This window comes from Pseudooceanicola sp. DL12 (assembly GCF_056270665.1).
In genome coordinates, this window is sequence record NZ_CM149884.1 from 920,978 (window position 1) to 940,594 (window position 19,617).

Here is a 19,617-nt window from a genome sequence, read left to right on the forward strand (position 1 = left end):
GGGCCCGCGCGGGGCCCGCCGGGCCTGGCTCAGTAGCCCAGGTCCTTCTTCATCTCGTAGACCGCCATCGGGTCGTCATCCTGGGTGTAGAGCTTGGACTCGGTCTGGATGAACTTCTCGGGGGCGGTGCCGTCCTTCCAGTAGGCCTCGAGCGCGTCGAAGCCGGGGCCGGCCATGTTCGGCGTCAGCTCGACGGTGGCATTGGCCTCGCCGGCGGCCATGGCCTGGAAGATGTCGGGCACGGCGTCGATGGAGACCACGAGGATGTCGCTGCCCGGTTTCAGGCCGGCTTCCTTGATGGCCTGGATCGCGCCCACGGCCATGTCGTCGTTATGGGCATAGAGCGCGCAGATGTCGGCGCCGCCATCCTCGGCCTTGAGGAAGCTCTCCATCACTTCCTTGCCCTTGGTGCGGGTGAAATCGCCGGTCTGGCTGCGGATGATCTTGATGTTGTCGTGATCGGCGATGGCCTGCTCGAAGCCGGTCTTGCGGTCAATGGCGGGCGAGGAGCCGGTGGTGCCCTGAAGCTCGACCACGTTGCAATCCGCGCCTGCGACGGCCTCGACCAGCCAGTCGCCGGCCACTTCGCCCTCGTGCACCAGGTCGGAGCCCACGGCGGTGAGGTAGAGATCATCGGAACTGTCGACCTGACGGTCGAGCAGGACCACCGGGATCTCGGCCTCGCGGGCCTCCTGCAGCACGTTGTCCCAGCCGGTGGCTACGACCGGCGCCAGCATGATCGCATCCACGCCCTGGGCGATGAAGGAGCGGATAGCGCGGATCTGGTTTTCCTGCTTCTGCTGGGCGTCCGAGAATTTCAGGTCGATGCCGCGGTTCTCGGCCTCCTGCTGGGTCAGCGTGGTTTCTGCCGCGCGCCAGCCACTCTCGGATCCGATCTGCGAAAAGCCGACGGTCTGGGCCCAGGCTGTGCCGCTCATGGCGGCGAGAGACGCGGCAACGGCCGCGCCAAGCACGTATTTACGGTTCATGATTTCCTCCCTTGCGTGAGCCTCCCGCTCACGACTCGAAATTAGTCATATTATACTATTTATGTCCATGTTTGATTGTGAAGTCGTTGTGGGGTACAACCAAAAAGGGCGCAGCGAGAGGTTCGCAGCGCCCTTTGGTAACCGAAATTATCGTTGTGTTATCAGGATTTCGGGCGCCGCGGCCGGGCGTCGGGGCCACGCAGGGATTTGCTTGGATCCTGAGCGTTGGACATGCCGGATCGGGCCTTGTTCTTCTTGCTGTTGGGCTTGCCCGCGGGCGGCGGCGGGCCCTTCGGCTTGTAGGACTTGCCCTTGGGCTTGTCGTCGGAGCCGTATTTCGCGGGTTTGTCCTTGGCATAAGCAGGCTTGCCAGCGGGTTTGCCTGTAGGGGCGCCAGCCTTGGAATGACGCGGCTTGTCGGCCCGGCTTTTCTCGTAGGGCTTGTCACCCGAGGGTTTGCCATAGGGCTTTGCCCCGGGCTTGCCGGCCTTCTTGTAGGACTGGTGCACCTCGGGGTCGCGTTCCTTGCGCTCGGCGTCCTGGGGGCGCGGGCGGGCAGGACGCTCGCTGCGATCCTCTCGGTCACCACGGTCCGGGCGAGGGCCACGATCCGGACGATCCCCACGATCAGGGCGGGGGCCGCGATCCGGACGGGGGCCGCGATCCGGACGGGGACCGCGCTCTGGGCGCGGGCCGCGCTCGGGGCGCTGGGTGGCGGCGGCGGGGGGCGTGTCGAGCACGGTGACCGCGGCGCCTTCCTCCAGAATCATGGCGGTGCCCAGGGCCGCGACGAAACCGTCGATGCTCGCTTGCCGGATTTCGACGAAGCTCTCGTTGCCCTGCACGCGGATCGCGCCGATATCGTCCTTGGTCAGGTCGCCGGCGCGGCAGATCATCGGCAGCAGGCGGCGCGGTTCGGCGCCCTGGTCACGGCCGAGCGAGACCGAGACCCAGGTGCTGGGGCCGAATTCGCGGCGTTCCTTCTGCGGGCGCTCGCCGGGGGCGGAGAGCTCCTCGGGCGCGGAATGCGCTGTGTGGTAGAGCCGCAGGTAGGCGGCGGCGATCTGTTCGGGGCTGAACTCAGCCTGCAGCTTGGCGATGCTCTCGGCCTCGGCGGGCGTGATCTCTTCCTGCCAGGCGGGATCGGCCAGCATGCGCTCTTCGTCGCGCGCCGTGACCTCTTCGACGGAGGGGGCAGGGCCCCAGTCGGCGTTCAGCTTGGCCCATTTCAGCAGGCGCTGCGCCTTCTTGAAGCTGGCGGGCGGCACGACCAGGGCAGAGACGCCCTTGCGCCCGGCGCGGCCGGTCCGGCCGGACCGGTGCAGCAGGGTTTCCGAGTTCGACGGCAGCTCGGCGTGGATCACCAGCTCGAGGTTGGGCAGGTCGATGCCGCGGGCGGCCACGTCGGTGGCCACGCAGACGCGGGCGCGGCCGTCGCGCATGGCCTGAAGCGCGTGCGAACGCTCCGATTGCGACAGCTCGCCAGAGAGCGCCACGACGGCAAAGCCACGGTTCGACAGGCGGGTGGTCAGCCGGTTCACCATGGCCCGGGTGTTGCAGAAGATGATCGCGTTGGGCGCCTCGTAGAAGCGCAGAAGGTTCACGATGGCATTGTCGCCGTCATGGGGCGCAACCGAGAGGGCGCGGTATTCGATGTCGCTGTGCTGGCTGGACTCGGCGGCGGTCTGCACGCGCACGGCATCGCGCTGATAGCTCTTGGCCAGGCTGCCGATCGAGGGCGGCACGGTGGCGGAGAAGAGCAGCGTCTGACGGTCTTCGGGCGCTTCGCCCAGGATGAACTCGAGGTCCTCGCGGAAGCCCAGGTCGAGCATCTCGTCGGCCTCGTCCAGCACCACGGCGCGCACGTCCTGCAGGTCGATCGTGCCGCGCGACAGGTGATCGCGCAGGCGGCCGGGCGTGGCCACCACGATATGGGCGCCGCGTTCCAGGGCACGGCGTTCGTCGCGCATGTCCATGCCGCCCACGCAGGAGGCCAGGACCGCGCCGGCATCGGCATAGAGCCAGGCCAGCTCGCGCTTGACCTGCAGCGCCAGTTCGCGGGTCGGTGCGATGATCAGGGCCAGCGGCGTGGAGGCGGCGGGGAAACGATCCTCCTCGCCCAGCACGGTGGGGGCGATGGCCAGGCCAAAGCCCACGGTCTTGCCGGAGCCGGTCTGGGCCGAGACGAGCAGGTCGGCGCCGGCCAGCTCGGGCGCGGTGACGGCCTGCTGGACCTGGGTGAGGGTTTCATATCCACGGCGTTCGAGGGCCGCTGCAAGGGTCTGTTTCAAGAGGTGATCTGCTTTTCTGGAAGGCGGGCGGCCGGGCGGCCCCGGACGGGCCGGCGCGGCAGGAAGGTAGGAGGGGCGAAAGGCTGGCGCCTAACGCATTCCGTGCGTCTTGTATAGCAGAGTTTTGCCGGAAGCCCAGAAATCCTGTGTTGTGCGGCAGCTCAGCTGCCCGAACGGTAGTGCGCCCAGGAGGCATCCATGAATTCGCGCATCGCGGCCACGCCGCCGGCGGCATCGTGGCGCCCACAGGCTTCGACGACGCGCTGATGGTACTCGATCGTCAGGGCGCGGTTCAGCGGATCGGACAGGGTGACAAGGCGCAATTGCTGCACCTGGTCGTCCATCAGCCGCATCATCGAGGCCATGCGACGGTTGCCGCAGGCATCGAGCAGGGTGCCGCGAAACACCCCGTTGGCGGTGATGAAGGCGGGCACATCCTCGGCTTCATGCGCCTTGATCTCGGCGTCGAGCGTGGCGCGTATGGCCTCGCAGAAACTGTCGCCCGCGCGTTCGATGGCCAGGCCCACCACCTCGGGTTCGATGATCCGGCGCAGTTCGAAGATCTCGCGGCGGTCCGTCTTGTCGAGCTTGGGCAGGTGATAGCCGCGGCCACGCTTGACCAGAACGCCTTCGCGGCAAAGCTGGAACAGAGCCTCGCGCACCGGGGTGCGCGACACCTGCAGTGTTTCGGAGAGGTCGAGCTCTACCACGCCATTGGGCGGAAAGGAGCCGTCGCTGATCTGGCGGCGGAGGGCCTGGTAGACCTGGTCACGCAAGCTGGGTGCACGCTGCGGCAGTTCGAATGGCTCCACCTGGGTTCTCCTGTTGCGTTGGCGTCGGTCCGCTTGGCCGTTGTCTGTGGCGGTTCTGCCACAGGCCCGACGGGGGCGCGGGCCGGGTTGAAAGGCATCTTCTCAGATTGAAGCGGTGGAAAGAAACCTTTCCCTTGTGTCACCAAGTTCGCCACCAAGGTCAACCCACGGGATTGTCGCAGGATTTTTCCGCAGCGGCACGGCCCGCGTCGTGATGGGCGCGTCGACGGAGGTGTCACAGGTCGCGCCAATGTGATGCGCGGGTGATTCTGTCGGGATGGGGCCCGCAGGGCGTCTCCGCCTCAGAGGCTGCGCTGCAGACGGACGAGCGCATTGGCCAGAAGGGCAGAGGCGGCGACGCCCTCGATCAGCGGCAGCGGGGAATTCGCGGCCAGCTCGGCCTTCAGGTGCGCCATGCCGGCACAGCCCAGCACCACGGTGCCGGCGCCCTCGCCGCGGGCGGCAAGGATCTCCTGGCCCAGGCGGGCCATCACCTCGGGGCCCCCGGCCTCGACGGTCAATACCGCCAGGTTCGAGGGCCGGACCGAGGTGCAATGGCCGGCGAACCCGTAACCGGTGATGTTTTCCTCGATCACCGGGACCGAGACGGGCAGGGTTGTCACCACCGAGAAATCGCCGCCCAGCAGGCTGGCCATGTGAAAGGCGGCCTGGCCGATGCCGATCACCGGGCAATGGGCCCGGGCGCGCAGCTCGGCCAGGCCGGTGTCGTCGAAACAGGCGATGATGATCGCATCGGCGCCCTCTGCCCGGGCCCGGGGCAGCAGCGCACGCAGGCCGGGCAGCGCGGCGGCGCCATCCTCGGGGCCCTGGATGGCGGGCGGGCCGTCGCGGTTGGTCCAGCCGATTACCTCGGCCTCGGGCAGGATGGCCTGGGCGGCGGCCACCACGCTCTCGGTCACGGCCTCGGTCGAGTTGGGGTTGATGAAGAGCAGCCGCATCCTAGACACCCTTGCCGGCATCCGAGCCGAGCCGCGCCCGGCGGCGCCCGGTGGACCAGACCACGAAGATGAAGAGCGCGATGATCGCAAAGGAGAAAAGCGTGGTCATCGTGCCGAGCGCATAGATCACCGGGGTGGTCACATTGGTGGTCATCCCGAAGATTTCCAGCGGCAGGGTATTGTAGCTGCCGGCGGTCAGCAGGGTGCGGGCGAACTCGTCGTAGGACAGGGTGAAGCCGAAGAGCGCGACTCCGATCAGCGAGGGCGCGATGATCGGCAGGATCACGTGCCGCACCACCTGCCAGTTGCTGGCGCCCTGGTCGCGGGCGGCCTCTTCGTAGCTGGGATCGAAACGGTTGAAGACGGCAAAGACGATCAGCAGGCCGAAGGGCAGCGTCCAGGTCAGTTGCGAGCCGAAGCCGGAGGTGGCCCAGTGGATCTTGAGGCCAAGCTGGTTGAAGATCAGCCCGACACCGAGGGAGATCAGGATCGAGGGGATCACAAGCGAAGTGATTGCGAGATAGAACAAAAAGGCCGACCCGGCGAAACGCTTGCGGAAGGCGAGACCGGCCAGAACGGAGATGACCACGGTGGCGATCATCACCATGATGCCGAGGGCCAATGAGCGGCGGAAGGCGCCCCAGATGTCGCCGACGGCTTGTTCCTGGAAGAGATCGCGGAACCAGTAGAGCGAGACGCCGCGCATCGGGAAGGTCAGCCCGCCTTCGGGCCCCTGGAAGCTGAGAATGCCGATGGTGAGCGTGGGGCCGTAGAGGAACAGCACGAAGAGCACGAAGAAGGCGGTGAGAAACCAGAAGCTGCGGGGGCGCTTTTCCATGGCTCAGAGCTCCTTGCGGATGTTGACGAAGCGCAGCAGGATCCCGATGACGATCAGCACCGTCAGCAGCAGGACCACCGCCGTGGCGCAGGCCGAGGGGTATTGCAACAGCCCGATATCATTGGAAATCAGCCGGCCGACATTGGCGCGCTGCGACCCTGACATGAAGCGCACGGTGATGAAGTCGCCCATCACCAGCGTCAGCACGAAGATGGTGCCGATCATGATGCCTGGCTTGGTCAGCGGGATGATCACGTGCACCAGGGTCTGGAAACCGGAAGCGCCGTTGTCGCGGGCGGCCTCGAGCAGGGAATGGTCGATCCGCATCATGGTGTTGAAGATCGGGACTACCATGAAGAGCGTGTAGAGATGCACGAAGGCCAGGATGACGGAGAAGTCGGAATAGAGAAGCCATTCCAGCGGCTGGTCGATAAGTCCCAGATCGATAAGGGTTTTATTGGCGATCCCGTTGCGGCCCAGGAAGGGGATCCAGGAGATCATGCGGATGATGTTCGAGGTCCAGAACGGGATGGTGCAGAGCAGGAAGAGCGCGATCTGCACCGACTGGCTGCGGATGTGAAAGGCCAGGTAATAGGCCACCGTGAAGCCGATGGTGAGCGTCAGCGCCCAGGTGATGAAGGCATAGCGGAAGGTGGCCCAGAACACCTTGTAGGTCACCGGCGAGGAGAAGAGGAACTGGTAATTCTCCAGGCTGAAGGCCGGGATGATCGAAAATTCCGTGGCTTGCCAGAAGCTTACGATCACGATTGTGATGATCGGCAGGATCAGGAAGAAGACCAGGACCAGCGTCAGCGGCAGGGCCTGGAGCCAGCCCACGACATGGCGCCCGAGACGGCGCCCCTCGCGCGGGGGCGGGGCCTTGGCCGTGGCGGCAGAGGGGGCCTGGACAGTGGTTTCGGACATCGGAAGCGGCCTTTCGGCTAGAGGTTCGGAACGTCGGTGCGGTGATCTGCGCCGAATTGCACCGCACCGCAGCAAGTCAATGGGATCATGGCCAAAAACGCGTGCTGTATCGCGTCGGTATTACGTCGGTATCACGTCGGTACTGCAGTGCAGCATCGGCGCTGCGGCCCGGGGGGGTCCGGGCACCGCCCGAGAAGGGGATCGGACGGTGCAGGGACGGGCACTGGCGCAGGAAGAACCGCCGCCCGACGATCACGCCCGGCCCGGGGATCCAATGGTCCCGGGCGGAGGCGAGGGGGCCGGCCCGCCCTGGGAGCACGCGGGCCGACCTGTGCCGGGGCGGATGCCACTCTTGCCCCGGCGTCGTTCGATCAGCGCCGGATCAGGAGGCGATGAACTCGTTCCACTTGCGCACCATGTACTGGTTCTGGTCCATGACCGAGTTCCAGCAGGCCACGCGGCCCATCCGCTCGTAGAAGTCGCCGCCGTCGCGCACGTCGCCGGCCTCGGCCAGCTTGTCGCCGGTCGGGCTGGTGATGGTGTCGGTGGCGGGCTTGCCCTCGAACCAGTAGCCCCATTCGTTCTCGGTCATGTAGTCCTTGGAGGTCTGTGGCACGGCCGAGTAGTAGCCCTGGCGCATCAGGTAGCCGCCGACCCAGCCGGAGAGATACCAGTTGATGTAGTCGTAGGCGGCATCGAGCTCCATGCCCGAGAGCCCCTTGGAGAGGCCGAGACCGCCGCCCCAGGAGCGATAGCCCTCCTTCAGCGGCTGGTAGACGCAGGGGATGCCCCGGGATTTCACCGCGGTGATGGCGGGCGACCACATCGACTGGATCACCACCTCGCCCGAGGCCATCAGGTTGACGCTCTCGTCGAAGGTCTTCCAGAAGGCACGGAACTGGCCGTTCTTCTTGGCCTCGGTGAAGATCGCGATGGTCTTGTCGATCTCCTCCTTGGTCATGTTGCCCTTGTCGCCGTACTGGACCTCGCCCATGGCCTCGCAGACCATGGCCATGTCCATGATGCCGATCGAGGAGATGTCGAGGATCGAGGCCTTGCCCTTGTAGGCGGGGTTCAGCAGCTCGGCCCAGCTGTCGATCGGGCCCTCGACCAGGTCGGGGCGGATGCCAAGGGTATCGGCGTTGTAGATCGTGGGGATCAGCGTCATCCAGTTGGTCTCTTCACTGGCGAAGCTCTTGGCGCCCGGCTCTTCGATGAAGCTGACGGTATGGGGCGCGGTGCCCTGGGCGATATCGGTCTCGGGGGTCAGCTTGCCGTTCTTGAACAGCGGCACGATCTTGTCGTAGTTCGAGATCTTCGAGACATCCATGGCCTGCAGGTTGCCGGTGGGCCAGACCTTCTTGCAGATCCAGTACTCGATGTCGGCGATGTCGAAGCTGTCGGGCTGGGTGGCGGCACGCTGGGTGACGGCATCGGAATCGAGCGCGGTCATCTCCAGGGTAAAGCCGAGGTCCTCCTTCACCTTCGTGGCGACATCGTTCAGGTTCGACACGCCGGTGCCGAACTGGCGCAGGGTGATGTCCTTGATCTCCTGGGCCCAGACCATGGGAGCGGGCAGGGCAGAGGCGGCGACGGCGGCGCCCCCGGCTTTCAGGATCGAGCGGCGGCTGTAGCGCATCTTGCTCATGGCAGTTTCCTCACTGTTGGATCGTTGGATGGTGGCCCGGGGTCAGGCCTGAAGGCGGTGCAGCCGCCCTTCGTCCCAGGCGAGGCCGACGGCATCGCCCGGATTCTTGGGATCCGCGAAGAAGGTCTCCTCGGGGATCAGGGCCAGCACCTCGGTCTCGCCCGCGCCGGCGGGCATGGAGGAGGTGACGGCAACATGGGCGCCCTGGTATTCGACGCTGCGGATCGTGGCGCTGTGGGCGGGCTTGCCCGCATCGGCAAAGCGGACGTCGTCGGCGCGCAGGGCATAGCGGGCCCCGTTCAGGTCGATCACGTTGTGACCGCCCATGAAACGGGCCACGAACTCGGTGCGGGGATGGGCAAAGATCTCTCTTGCCGGGCCGGCCTGTTCGATCACGGCGTTGTTCATCACCACCATCTCGTCGGCGAGCGCCAGGGCCTCGTCCTGGCCGTGGGTGACATGGATGAAGGAGATGCCCAGCTCGCGCTGCAGCCGCTTCAGCTCGGCACGGACACGGATGCGCAGGAAGGGATCGAGGGCCGAGAGCGGCTCGTCGAGGAGCAGCACCCTCGGTTTCGTCACAAGGGCGCGGGCCAGGGCCACGCGCTGCTGCTGGCCGCCCGAGAGCTGGGCGGGCAGGCGCTCGGCCAGGTGGGTCATGTCGACCAGGTCGAGCATCTCCATCGCCGCCTTCAGGCGGGTCGCCTTGTCGGTGCCCTTCATCTTCAGCGAGAAGGCGACGTTGTCCTTGACCGAGAGATGCGGAAAGAGCGCATAGCTCTGGAACATCATGGCGGTGCCGCGTTTCGCCGGCGGCAGGTGCGAGACATCCTTGCCGTCGAGCAGGATCGAGCCCTCGGAGATCGTCTCGTGACCGGCGATCATGCGCAGGGTGGTCGACTTGCCACAGCCCGACGGGCCGAGCAGGCAGACGTAGGTGCCATTGGGAAAGACGTGGTTGATGTCGTTCACCGCGACGGTACTTCCGTAGCGTTTGGTGACATGGGAAAGTTCGAGATCCAGTCCTGTGCGCATGCCGCGTCTCCCCGTGGTGTGCCCTTACCCTGCGAGAGGCCGGCCGCGCGGCGGCAGGGAAAATTGCCGGATCACGGGTGAGAAACATGAAGTGATCATTCTCGCGGCGGTTGTCGGGCGCTCGTGCACAATTTTACAGACAATTTTAAAAACATGATCGTATACAATCCTGTTTGGAATTGCTGCGGCGCCCGCCAGACCCCTTTGATAGGGTTGCGAAGAGAATCATGACGGCCAGCGAGAGGTGGTTCAGATGCGGGCAGACAAACCGGCGGGGGATCCCGCGAGCGAGCGGGTGGCGGGGCAACTGGCCCTGGCGATCCACGAGCATCGCCTGCAACCGGGCGCCAAGCTGAGCGAGGACGAGGTGGGCACCATCTATGGTGTCAGCCGCACGGTGGTGCGCGCGGCGCTGCAGCAGCTGGCCCATGACCGGCTGGTCGAGCTGCGCCGCAACCGGGGGGCCTATGTGGCGCGGCCCTCTGTGCGCGAGGCGCGCGAGGTCTTCGAGGCGCGGGCGCTGCTGGAGCCGCGGACGGCGAAATCCGCGGCCGAGCGGATGACCGATGCGGACCTGGCGCTGCTCAAGGGGCATATCGCCGATGAACATGCCGCCATGCACGCGGGCGAGGTGGGGCGGTCGCTCTATCTCTCGGGGCAGTTCCACATCGAGATCGCGCGGATCGCCGACCAGGCCACGATCGAGGAATTCGTGCGGCAGCTGATCGCGCGCTCGTCGCTGATCATCGCGCTCTACTGGCAGCGGCGCACGGCGCTCTGCGAGAGCAATGCCCACCATGCGCTGCTGGACGCGCTGGGCGCCGGCGACGGGGGGCTGGCCGAGGAACTGATGAAGAGCCACCTGCTCGATCTCGTTACCTCGCTCGACCTGCGCAACAGCACCTCGGCGCCGCGGACGCTGAAGGAGGCGCTGGGCGGATGAGCATGAGAGTTGCCACGGCGGAGGATGTCGCGCTGCTGCTCGACTGGGCGGCGGCAGAGGGCTGGAACCCCGGTCTCGGCGATGCCGCGGCCTTTCTCGCCGCCGATCCGCAGGGGTTTTTCGTGGCCGAGCGCGCGGGCCGCGTGGTGGCGGGCATCAGCGTGGTGAACCATTGCGAGAGCCTCGCCTTCCTCGGCCTCTACCTCTGTCATCCCGACTGGCGCGGACAGGGCATCGGTCATGCCCTGTGGCGCCATGCGCTGGACCATGCTGGAACGCGCACGGTGGGCCTCGACGGGGTGGCGGCGCAACAGGCGAACTATGCCAGGTCGGGTTTCGTGCGCGCCGGTGCCACCCGGCGCCATGCCGGGCGGATCGCGCCCGCGCGGAGCGGGGGGCTGCGCGACGTGACGGCGGCGGACATCCCGGCGCTGATCGCGCTCGACGCGGCGGCGGGCGGGGCGGAGCGGGCGGGTTTCCTGTCGGGCTGGCTGATGCCGGGGCCGACGCGGCAGAGCGTGGCGCAGGCGGACCTGCAGGGCTTTGCCACCATCCGGGCCTGCCGCGAGGGCGCCAAGATCGGCCCGGTGATCGCGGCGGATGCCGGCGCCGCCATGGCCCTGATCCGGCAGGCTGCGGCGATCTTTCCCGAGGGGCCCTTCCTGATCGACCTGCCCGAGGCCAATGACGCCCTGCGCGACAGGCTGACCGCGGAGGGCTTTGAAATGACATTCGAGACCGCGCGGATGTACCGCGGGCCCGCCCCGGCGACAGACGCCCGGGTGCAGGCCATTGCCACGATGGAGCTGGGCTGATGCGCGCGCCCGCACGGCCATGAAACATTCATCCCCTTGAGCCGAGCCGCGGTTGGGCGCAGGATGGCGGCATGACACAGAAATCGCCCCTGCCGCATCACGATGGCCCCCACGACGCTCCCGACGACGCCCCCGCCATGGATCCTGGGCGCCTGGGCGCCATCCTGAGCTTTCTTCAGGCCGCCGAGGCGCTGAAGGACACGCTGCGCAGCGGTGTGACCGGGCAGGGCAGGCCCGAGAGCACCGCCGAGCATAGCTGGCGGCTCTGCCTGATGGTGCTGCTCTTCGAGCGCGAGATGCCGGGCGTGGACCTGACACGCCTGCTGAAGCTCTGCATCCTGCATGACCTGGGCGAGGCGATCAGCGGCGACATCCCGGCCACCGACCAGAGCGCGGACGACGGCCGCGCGGCCCGCGAGCGCGCGGACCTGATCACCCTCTGCGCCCCTCTGCCGCAGGACCTGCGCGCCGAGATCCTGGCCCTCTGGGATGAATATGCCGCGGGGCAGACGCCCGAGGCGGTGATGGCCAAGGGCTTCGACAAGCTGGAGACCATGCTGCAGCACCAGAAGGGCCGTAACCCGCCGGGTTTCGACTATGCCTTCAACCTGGGCTATGGCCGCGAGCGCACCGACCGGCACCCGCTGTTGCGGCAGATCCGCGAAGTGGTGGATGCGGGCACCCGGGCGGCAGGGGCGGCGGCCCGGACCTGAGCAGGCTCAGGCGGAGACGGGCGCCGGATCGCCGGGCAGGCGGTACCGCCCGGCGTGGCGCATCAGCCAGAGCGCCCAGAGTCCGTTCGGCAGCACGAAGAGCAGCAGCGGCAGGGCCAGCTGATCCTCAATCGGCTGATCGGGCATGGGTACCCCCTGCTGCACCATCAGCAGCGAGAAATCCCACAGCGCGTGGTAGAGCATCGAGACCCAGAGCGCGCCCGTGCGCAGCAGAAGCGCGGTGAGCAGCAGCCCCGAGATCATCGCCGCGATGGCCTGGGTGGTGGCCAGCAGCACGTAGCCGGTCATCAGCGCGTTCAGCACGTGGATCGCCCCGAAGAGCGCCGCGCCGATCACGACGGCGGGCCAGACCGAGAGATGCCGGCGCAGCGCCGGAAAGACCAGCCCGCGAAACATCAGCTCCTCTGAAAAGCCGACGAAGAGGCAATTGAGCGCCAGGATCGCCGTGGTCTGCAGCGGCGGCAGGCCGGTGGCGATGGCGCCGCCCAGCAGAACCAGGATGTAGAGCATCGGGAACCAGGCCAGCCGCAGGCTGCGCGGGGCGGGGCGGCCGAGGATCGGGCTGCGCCAGCGGGCCAGCCGCGCCACCAGCAGCGCGAAGAGCCCGGCGGTGAGAATCTGCCAGGCGGGCGCGCGACCGATCTCCTCGAGCGGATTGGTGCCCGGAGGCAGGATCACGAGCCCCATCAGGAGCGTAATGGAGGCCCAGATCACCAGCGTCAGCAGGGTCAGGCCCAGCGGGGGCAGGCGGGTTTGCATCGGCGCTCCTTTCGGGTTCCGCCGAGGTTATCGCGACAGCAACAGTGGCGCCAGCACCGAAGCGATGGCCCAGAGGCCGAAGCCGGTCAGGATCGCCGCCGAGGCCCGGGCCGTCCAGGTTGCGAAGGCGGGCGGCAGCCGGTGCCGGGCCAGGGCCACGCCCCCCGAGAGCAGCACCCACCAGGCGAGCGAGCCGAGGAAGACGCCGAGGGTCACCAGCGCGGCATTGCCAGCGCCGGGGCTGTTCGCCAGGCCGAGGCCCGCGAAGATCGCGGCAAAGGTCAGGATGGTCGCCGGGTTCGCCAGGGTCAGCAGGAAGGTGGTGGCAGCGGTGCCCAGGAGCGCGCGGTTCGGCGCCCGGGCCGCGGGTGCGGTGGAGGGGCGCAGGCTGCGCAGCCCCAGCCAGATCAGCGCCGCGCCGCCCAGCAGGCGCAGCGGCAGGTCGATCGCCTGAAGCGCCGCGGCGAAGGCCGCGAACCCGGCGGCGGCCACGGCGGCATAGAGCGCATCGGCCAGTGCCGTGCCGACACCGCCGGCCAGACCCGCGGCAAGGCCCCGCTCCAGCGTGCGGGTAATGCAAAGAGCACCGATGGGGCCCAGCGGCGCCGCCACGGCGAGGCCCATCAGCAGCGCCTTTGGCAAGAGTGCGGGATCAGTCATGGTCAGTCATGGCGGTGGCGTTTTCGGCGCATAGGGGCCGGGGACGGGCGAGGAAAGCGCGATCATCGTTTCGCTGCGCGCCAGCAGGCGGTGCGATTTCAGCTCGTCGAGAAAGGCCTCGACGCCCGCCAGCGAGGCGACGTGGATCTGCACCAGGTAATTCCAGGCGCCGGTCACGTGGTGGCATTCCGAGATCGCCGGGTGGCTCTCGGCCAGGGCGCGAAAGGCGCCTTCCTCGGCCTCGGGGGCCAGTGCCACCCAGACGAAGGCGCGCACCGGCAGGCCGAGCGCCTCCGGGTCGGCGTCGACGGTAAGTCGGCGGATCGCGCCGCTGGCGGTCAGTCGGCGGATGCGTTCGTTCACCGCCGAGGCCGAGAGGCCCGCCGTGGTGCCGATATCGGCCAGGGATCGGCGTGCGTCCTGTGCAAGAAGGGTGATGATTATGCGGTCAATATCGTCCATTACCGCAATATGTGTGGTTTGGTTTTGATTTGCAAGAAAATCAGCAGATTCGCGGCAGGGGATCCTCTTCCAGCTCCTGGATCACCCGGGTGCCGCCCAGGGCCGTGGTCAGCGTGACGCGCGCCGGGCCCGGTGCCATGTGACCGACCAATGCCGCGTCCTGTCCGGTGTCGAGGCCGCGCCAGAGCGCCAGGGCCTCCTCGGCCGCATCGGCGGCGACAATCGCCACCACGCGGCCCTCGCAGGCCAGGAACAGCGGGTCATAGCCCAGCATCTCGCAGACGGTGCGGGTGGCGGCGCGCACCGGCAGGGCCTCCTCTCTCAGCTGCGGGTTCAGGCCGGTTTCCGCGGCGACCTCGTGCAGCACGGTGGCCAGCCCGCCGCGCGTCGGATCGCGCATGAAGCGCAGGCCGGGCAGGGTTCGGATGGCGCGGGTCAGGGGCAGCACGCTGTCGGCATCCGAGCGCAACTCTCCCGACAGGCCGAAATCCTCGCGTGCCAGCAGCACCGCGGTGCCGTGATCGCCCAGGGGGCCGGAGACCAGGATCGCGTCGCCGGGCTGTATGTGCGCCGTGCCGAGGGCGAGGCCGGGGGCCCGCACCCCCACGCCGGTAGTGGCGAAGTAGACCCCGCCGCCATGACCGCGCGGCAGCACCTTGGTATCGCCGGCCAGCACCTGCACCCCGGCATGGCGCGCGGCCCGGCCCATGGAGGCCGTGAGGCGGCGCAGCAGGTCTATCTCGGTGCCCTCCTCGATGAAGGCATCGAGCGTCAGCGCCACCGGATCGGCGCCTGAAACGGCGAGGTCGTTGACCGTGCCATGCACCGCCAGCGCGCCGATGTCGCCGCCCGGGAATTCCAGTGGCTGAACGGTGAAGCCGTCGGTGGTGATCACCGGCTGGCCCGGCGGCATGGCGAAGGGGGCGGCGTCATCCGTGCTCTCGGGGGCGGCGGCGCCCAGGCCCTGGCGAAAGACCTCCTCGATCAGGGCGCGCATGCGGCGGCCGCCGTTGCCATGGGCGAGGGTGATGTGGCGGTCTGTCATCGCGGGTTTCTCCACTGTGTCTCGACAAGCTGTCCGAAGCTGAGGCCGCCGTCATTGACCGGCATCAAGCGGGGCAGGTGAACCTCCATTTCGCCCGCGAGGTCGTTGCGGATCAAGCGGGTCAGGCGGCGGTTCTGAAACACGCCGCCGGTCAGGCCGAGGCGCAGTGGGCCGTGCTCGCGGGTGATGGCGCGGGCCTGCTCGGCCAAGGCGCGGGCAAGGCTGGCGTGGAAGATCGCGGCGCGCTCCCCCACCGGCAGGCCCGAGTGCAGGCCCGAGTGCAATACCGGCAGCAGGGGCGACCAGTCGGTGACGTATGTTCCGCCCTTGCGGCTGAGCGGCAGGGCCACCGGATCTGCGGGGCCGGTGCAGGCGGCCTCCAGTGCCATGGCGCCCTGGCCCTCGAAACTCGCCGTGCGGCAGAGCCCCGTCAGCCCGGCGGCAGCATCGAAGAGGCGCCCGGCAGAGGAGCTGCGCGGCGCATTGATCCCACGCGCCCATGCGGCGTGCAGCAGGCCCGCCGGATCCTCGGGCGGGTGGTGATCCGCGCCCGTCTCCCAGAGTAGCGCGGCGGCCGCGCGCCAGGGCGCGCGGGCCACGGTGTCTCCGCCCGGCAGGGCAAATTGGCGCAGGGTTCCGGCGCGGGTCCAGGCGCCGGGGCGGCCCAGCAGGGCCTCACCGCCCCATACGGTTCCGTCCGGACCGAGGCCCGTGCCATCCCAGGTGAAGATCAGCCAGGGCGCGTCTGCTTCATCATCGCAGGCTCCATGCTCTCCGGCCAGCGCTGCGGCATGGGCATGGTGGTGCCATGCGGGCGTGACCGGCAGGCCGAAGCCCTCTGCCAGCCGGCTGGTGGCATAGCCCGGATGGGCATCGCGGATCACCTCTTCGGCCCGCACACCGTAAAGCGTCTGAAGGTCCTCTGCCGTGCGCAAGAGCAGGTCCTGCGCGGCGGCGCTCTCCATGTCGCCCAGGTGCTGGGAGACAATTGCGCGGCGCCCGAAGGCCAGGGTGAGCGTGACCTTTTGTTGCCCGCCGAGCGCCAGCACCGGGTGGTCGAGGGCAAAGGGCAGGTCGAGCTCGACCGGGGCCGTGCCGCGGCCGTGACGAAGGGGGCGGAGCCTGCCGCCGAGGGGGCGAAACACCGGATCGTCGACGGGGCGCAGAATAGGGCGGTCATGGTGCAGGAAACCGTCGGCAATGCTGCCAAGCCGCTCTTCTGCCTCGCTTTCCGTGATGCAGATCGGCTCGCCCGAGACATTGCCGGAGGTGGCCACGAGGGGCGCGCCGAAGCCCTCGGCCAGCAGCAGGTGCAGCGGCGAAGGGGGCAGCATCACGCCCAGATCGCCAAGGCCCGGCGCGATGCCGGGGGCGAGCGGCGCGCCCTCGCGCCTCGTCAGCAGCAGGATGGGCCGGGCAGGGCCCGTGAGCAGGGCCTCTTCCTCGGGTGTCGCAGCCACGCAGGCGGCAAGCGCGGCCATGTCCGAAGCCATGACGGCGAAGGGTTTCGCGGGGCGGTGCTTGCGCGCGCGCAGGCGGGCGACGGCGGAGGCATCCCCCGCATCGCAGAGCAGGAGATAGCCGCCCAAGCCCTTCATGGCGAGGATGCCGCCCGCCCGCAGCAGGGCCAGCGCGGCCTGCAGGGCATGCTCTCCCACCGCATCGCCCATGCGGATCTGCGGCCCGCAGGCGGGGCAGGCGAGCGGTTCGGCGTGAAAGCGGCGATCGGTAATGTCGTGGTATTCGGCGTCGCAATCGGGGCAGAGCGGGAACCCCGCCATGGCGGTGCGGGCGCGGTCATAGGGCAGGGCGCGGATGATCGTGTAGCGCGGCCCGCACTGGGTGCAGGTGACGAAGGGATAGCGGTGCCGACGGGCGCCGGGATCGGCAAGCTCGGCCAGGCAGTCGGGGCAGCAGAAACTGTCGGGCGGCAGGTGGATTTCTGCCGGGCCAGCGGTGCTCTCGCGGATTTCGAAGCCCTTGGGGATCTCCGCCGCGGCCTCTACCCCGAGCAGTTCGGGCCGGGCCAGCGGCGGGGCCTGATGGATCAATGCGGCGGCGAAAACGTCCAGCACATCAGGCGCGCCACGGGCCAGCACCTCGACGCTGCCCATGCGGTTGCGCACCCAGCCCGAGAGGGCAAGTCGCGCCGCGAGGCGCGCCACAAAGGGGCGATAGCCCACGCCCTGCACGCGCCCGCCGATCCGCCAGAGCCGGGTTTCGCTCACTTTGCCGCCAGCGCGGGACGCGCGCCCGATTGCCACCAGATGCGGCAGGCGCCCTCGTCGGAGACCATGCAGGGCCCGACCGGATTGCCCGGGGTGCAGGCGCGGCCATAGAGGCGGCAGTCGCTGGGCCGGATGCGGCCCAGGACGACGCCGGCGCAATCGCAGCCCGGGGGCATTTCACCAAGACGGCGACGGGTCTCGTCGCGCGTCATGTCGAAGCGGGCATGGGCGTCGAACGCGGGGTCGCGCAGCGCATAGCCCGAGGCGGCAATGGCGCCGATGCCGCGCCAGGGGGCGTCGGTGATCTGCATCTGGCTGTCGATCATGCGGCGGGCGGCGGGGTTGCCATCTTCGCGCACGATGGCGGGATAGCAATTGTCGAGGAAACAGCGCCCCTCGCTGATCTGCCGCAGCACCGAGTAGATCGCCACCAGCAGCGCCGTGGCGGAAAACCCGCCAACGGCGGTGGGGATCAGGTAAGCCTCTGGCACGAAACGCCATTCCGCCGCCCCCATCACCGTGGCCACATGGCCGGGGGCGATCAGCGCGTCGAAATTGGCCTCGCCGGAGGCAAGCAGCATCTCGACCGCGGGCCAGGTCAGCCGCCCCGAGAGCAGCATCGAGAGATTGTCGGGCAGCCCCTCGGCCATGAGCGCCGCAACGGGCGCCATGGTGGTCTCGAACCCGGCGGCAAAGAAGACCACGGCGCGATCGGGGTTGGCCTCGGCGATGCGCCGCGCCTCGGCGGGCGAGGCGATGGGGCGGATGTCGGCACCGGCGGCGCGGGCCTGTTCGAGCGAGCGCGGGCCGCTCTTCGGCGCGTTCACCGGCACCCGCAGCATGTCGCCGAAGGCCACCAGGATCACGTCGTGGTCGAGCGCCAGCCGCATGGCGTCGTAGATGTCCTCCTCGGGGCAGACGCAGACCGGACAGCCCGGCCCAGCGATCAGCTCCACCCCCTCGGGCAGGACGGAGCGGATGCCGGCCATGGCGATGGTGCGCTCGTGCCCGCCGCAGACGTTCATGATCCGCACGCGGTCCGGCAGGGACAGGGCGCGGATGCGTTCCAGCCAGAGTTTCGGGTCTTCGCTCTTCATTCGGCGGCTTTCGCGGCGGCGGTCATGCCGTCGATCCAGTCGAGCCAGGCCGAGAGGGCGCCCGTGCGTGCGGCCACGGGCAGCACCGGCGCGGGATTGGCCAGCGCCCTCAGGTAGCCCTCGGCGCGGGTATTCTCGAAATCGGGGAAATGCTCGGCCAGGTCGCTTTTCGTCAGCAGCAGCAGGTCGGCCGCGCGGAACATCACCGGGTATTTCGCCGGCTTGTCGTCGCCCTCCGTCACCGAGAGCAGCACCACGTTGGCATGCTGGCCCAGGTCGAAGCCCGCCGGGCAGACCAGGTTGCCGACATTCTCGATGAACAGCAGGTCGACCTGGCTCAGGTCGATCCGGTGCAGCGCCTCGTGCACCATGTGGGCATCGAGGTGGCAGGCCGATCCGGTGGTGATCTGCACGGCCTCGGCGCCCTGGGCGCGGATCCGGGCGGCATCGTTCTCGGTTTCCAGGTCGCCCTCGATCACCGCGATGCGCAGATCGGGGCGGGCGCGGATCGTGGCCTCGAGCAGGGCGGTCTTGCCCGAGCCGGGCGAGGACATCAGGTTGATCACCCGCAGGCCATGGGCGTCGAAATGGGCGCGGTTGTGGGCGGCGGCCCGGTCGTTGGCGTCCATCAACCCGCTCAGCACCTCGACGGCGCTGGTGCCATGGGCATGGGAATGGTCATGGGCCAGTTGGGCATTGCCCGGGGTCACGTTGCATCCGCAGCTGTCACACATTGTCTGTCTCCTTCATCTGCGGCGCCGCTTCGGTCAGCTCGACCGAGAGCAGCGTCATCTCGTCTCCGCCGGTCACGCTGCAGTGCCAGTCGCCGCAGGCGGGGCAGAGCAGACGGTTGGGCGGCACCTCGCCCGTCGCGCCACAGCTGCGGCAGCGGATCCGGACGGGGGGTGTTTCCATCTCGAGGCGGGCGCCCGCCGCGCGGCTGCCGGCGGCGGCCAAAGGAAAGGCGCGGGAGAGAAGCGCCGGTTCGACGCCCGAGAGCGGCCCGATGGAGAGGCGCAGGGCGCTCACCCGGCCGGCCTCCGGCAGCGCCTCGAGCTGGGCGATCAGCGCCTGGCAGATCGAGAGCTCATGCACCGCTGGTCTCTCTGGCGGCTTCGTCCCGGGCGGTGTCCTCGGCCGCCAGCATCGCATCGAAGAGCTCCCAGCTCGTCTGCGCCTCCTCGGCCGAGACCCGCTGGATCGCATAGCCCACGTGCACCAGCACGTAATCCCCCACCGTCACGGGCTCCTCCTGCATCAGGAAAAGGCTGACATCGCGTTCCACGCCCTGCATGGCGCAGCGCGCGGTGAACCCGTCGATACGGGTGATCTGCATGGGGATGGCGAGGCACATCGGCGGTTTTCGTCCTGCGGTTGA

20 protein-coding genes are annotated in these 19,617 nt (G+C 68.5%); 3 read left to right on the forward strand and 17 right to left on the reverse strand.

Translation table 11 applies throughout. The annotated features are described in order from the left end of the window. Positions 1-29: 29 nt before the first annotated feature. The 8 genes from ytfQ to AC0WR5_RS04335 all read right to left on the reverse strand — a co-directional run bounded on the left by ytfQ (position 30) and on the right by AC0WR5_RS04335 (position 9,496). Positions 30-989 (reverse strand): galactofuranose ABC transporter, galactofuranose-binding protein YtfQ, encoded by a 960-nt coding sequence (gene ytfQ / locus AC0WR5_RS04300; protein WP_475867219.1) that lies wholly within the window; start codon positions 987-989, stop codon positions 30-32. A 161-nt stretch (positions 990-1,150) separates the two neighbouring features. After that, the gene (locus AC0WR5_RS04305) at positions 1,151-3,280 is read right to left on the reverse strand and encodes a DEAD/DEAH box helicase (protein WP_475867221.1); all 2,130 of its coding nucleotides are present in this window, start codon (positions 3,278-3,280) and stop codon (positions 1,151-1,153) included. A 161-nt stretch (positions 3,281-3,441) separates the two neighbouring features. Next, the gene (locus AC0WR5_RS04310) at positions 3,442-4,092 is read right to left on the reverse strand and encodes a GntR family transcriptional regulator (RefSeq protein WP_475867223.1); all 651 of its coding nucleotides are present in this window, start codon (positions 4,090-4,092) and stop codon (positions 3,442-3,444) included. A gap of 302 nt (positions 4,093-4,394) precedes the next feature. Then, the gene (locus AC0WR5_RS04315; RefSeq protein ID WP_475867225.1) at positions 4,395-5,051 is read right to left on the reverse strand and encodes an aspartate/glutamate racemase family protein; all 657 of its coding nucleotides are present in this window, start codon (positions 5,049-5,051) and stop codon (positions 4,395-4,397) included. Between the two features lies 1 nt (position 5,052). Next, the gene (locus tag AC0WR5_RS04320) at positions 5,053-5,889 is read right to left on the reverse strand and encodes an ABC transporter permease (RefSeq protein ID WP_475867227.1); all 837 of its coding nucleotides are present in this window, start codon (positions 5,887-5,889) and stop codon (positions 5,053-5,055) included. 3 nt (positions 5,890-5,892) lie between these two features. Continuing rightward, the gene (locus AC0WR5_RS04325; RefSeq protein ID WP_475867228.1) at positions 5,893-6,813 is read right to left on the reverse strand and encodes an ABC transporter permease; all 921 of its coding nucleotides are present in this window, start codon (positions 6,811-6,813) and stop codon (positions 5,893-5,895) included. Between the two features lie 382 nt (positions 6,814-7,195). Beyond that, the gene (locus AC0WR5_RS04330; protein ID WP_475867230.1) at positions 7,196-8,461 is read right to left on the reverse strand and encodes an ABC transporter substrate-binding protein; all 1,266 of its coding nucleotides are present in this window, start codon (positions 8,459-8,461) and stop codon (positions 7,196-7,198) included. A gap of 42 nt (positions 8,462-8,503) precedes the next feature. Then, positions 8,504-9,496, reverse strand: a complete 993-nt coding sequence (locus tag AC0WR5_RS04335; RefSeq protein WP_475867232.1) for an ABC transporter ATP-binding protein — start codon at positions 9,494-9,496, stop codon at positions 8,504-8,506. Positions 9,497-9,749: 253 nt separating this feature from the next. On the opposite strand from AC0WR5_RS04335, the gene AC0WR5_RS04340 reads away from it, so the two are divergent. The 3 genes from AC0WR5_RS04340 (at position 9,750) to AC0WR5_RS04350 (ending at position 11,967) form a co-directional block, all read left to right on the forward strand. Beyond that, entirely contained in the window at positions 9,750-10,439 is a 690-nt protein-coding gene (locus AC0WR5_RS04340) for a GntR family transcriptional regulator (protein WP_475867233.1), read from the forward strand. After that, positions 10,436-11,254 carry a GNAT family N-acetyltransferase gene (locus AC0WR5_RS04345; RefSeq protein ID WP_475867235.1) on the forward strand — a complete coding sequence of 273 codons (819 nt, stop codon included), beginning with the start codon at positions 10,436-10,438 and terminating at the stop codon, positions 11,252-11,254. The genes AC0WR5_RS04340 and AC0WR5_RS04345 overlap by 4 nt, the downstream gene beginning before the upstream one ends. A gap of 71 nt (positions 11,255-11,325) precedes the next feature. Next, positions 11,326-11,967 (forward strand): HD domain-containing protein, encoded by a 642-nt coding sequence (locus AC0WR5_RS04350; RefSeq protein WP_475867237.1) that lies wholly within the window; start codon positions 11,326-11,328, stop codon positions 11,965-11,967. A 6-nt stretch (positions 11,968-11,973) separates the two neighbouring features. Here the strand turns inward: AC0WR5_RS04350 and AC0WR5_RS04355 are convergent, their stop codons facing one another. Genes AC0WR5_RS04355 through AC0WR5_RS04395 form a run of 9 tightly spaced genes read right to left on the reverse strand, consistent with a single transcriptional unit; the run spans position 11,974 to position 19,593 of the window. Continuing rightward, complete coding sequence (locus tag AC0WR5_RS04355) at positions 11,974-12,747, reverse strand: lysostaphin resistance A-like protein (RefSeq protein WP_475867239.1); 774 nt, start codon at positions 12,745-12,747, stop codon at positions 11,974-11,976. A gap of 27 nt (positions 12,748-12,774) precedes the next feature. After that, entirely contained in the window at positions 12,775-13,407 is a 633-nt protein-coding gene (locus AC0WR5_RS04360; RefSeq protein WP_475867240.1) for a LysE family translocator, read from the reverse strand. A gap of 6 nt (positions 13,408-13,413) precedes the next feature. Then, entirely contained in the window at positions 13,414-13,869 is a 456-nt protein-coding gene (locus AC0WR5_RS04365; RefSeq protein WP_475867241.1) for an Lrp/AsnC family transcriptional regulator, read from the reverse strand. Between the two features lie 40 nt (positions 13,870-13,909). Further along, a complete protein-coding gene (hypE, locus tag AC0WR5_RS04370) occupies positions 13,910-14,914 on the reverse strand; it encodes a hydrogenase expression/formation protein HypE (RefSeq protein ID WP_475867243.1) in 1,005 nt (334 codons plus the stop codon). Then, positions 14,911-17,142, reverse strand: a complete 2,232-nt coding sequence (gene hypF / locus AC0WR5_RS04375) for a carbamoyltransferase HypF (RefSeq protein WP_475867244.1) — start codon at positions 17,140-17,142, stop codon at positions 14,911-14,913. The genes hypE and hypF overlap by 4 nt, the downstream gene beginning before the upstream one ends. After that, the gene (gene hypD / locus AC0WR5_RS04380) at positions 17,139-18,239 is read right to left on the reverse strand and encodes a hydrogenase formation protein HypD (RefSeq protein WP_475867246.1); all 1,101 of its coding nucleotides are present in this window, start codon (positions 18,237-18,239) and stop codon (positions 17,139-17,141) included. The genes hypF and hypD overlap by 4 nt, the downstream gene beginning before the upstream one ends. Beyond that, the gene (gene hypB / locus AC0WR5_RS04385; protein ID WP_475867247.1) at positions 18,236-18,973 is read right to left on the reverse strand and encodes a hydrogenase nickel incorporation protein HypB; all 738 of its coding nucleotides are present in this window, start codon (positions 18,971-18,973) and stop codon (positions 18,236-18,238) included. The genes hypD and hypB overlap by 4 nt, the downstream gene beginning before the upstream one ends. Next, entirely contained in the window at positions 18,966-19,334 is a 369-nt protein-coding gene (locus AC0WR5_RS04390) for a hydrogenase maturation nickel metallochaperone HypA/HybF (protein WP_475867249.1), read from the reverse strand. Before AC0WR5_RS04390 ends, hypB begins: the two co-directional genes overlap by 8 nt. Beyond that, positions 19,327-19,593, reverse strand: a complete 267-nt coding sequence (locus AC0WR5_RS04395) for a HypC/HybG/HupF family hydrogenase formation chaperone (protein WP_475867251.1) — start codon at positions 19,591-19,593, stop codon at positions 19,327-19,329. The genes AC0WR5_RS04390 and AC0WR5_RS04395 overlap by 8 nt, the downstream gene beginning before the upstream one ends. Between the last annotated feature and the right edge of the window lie 24 nt (positions 19,594-19,617).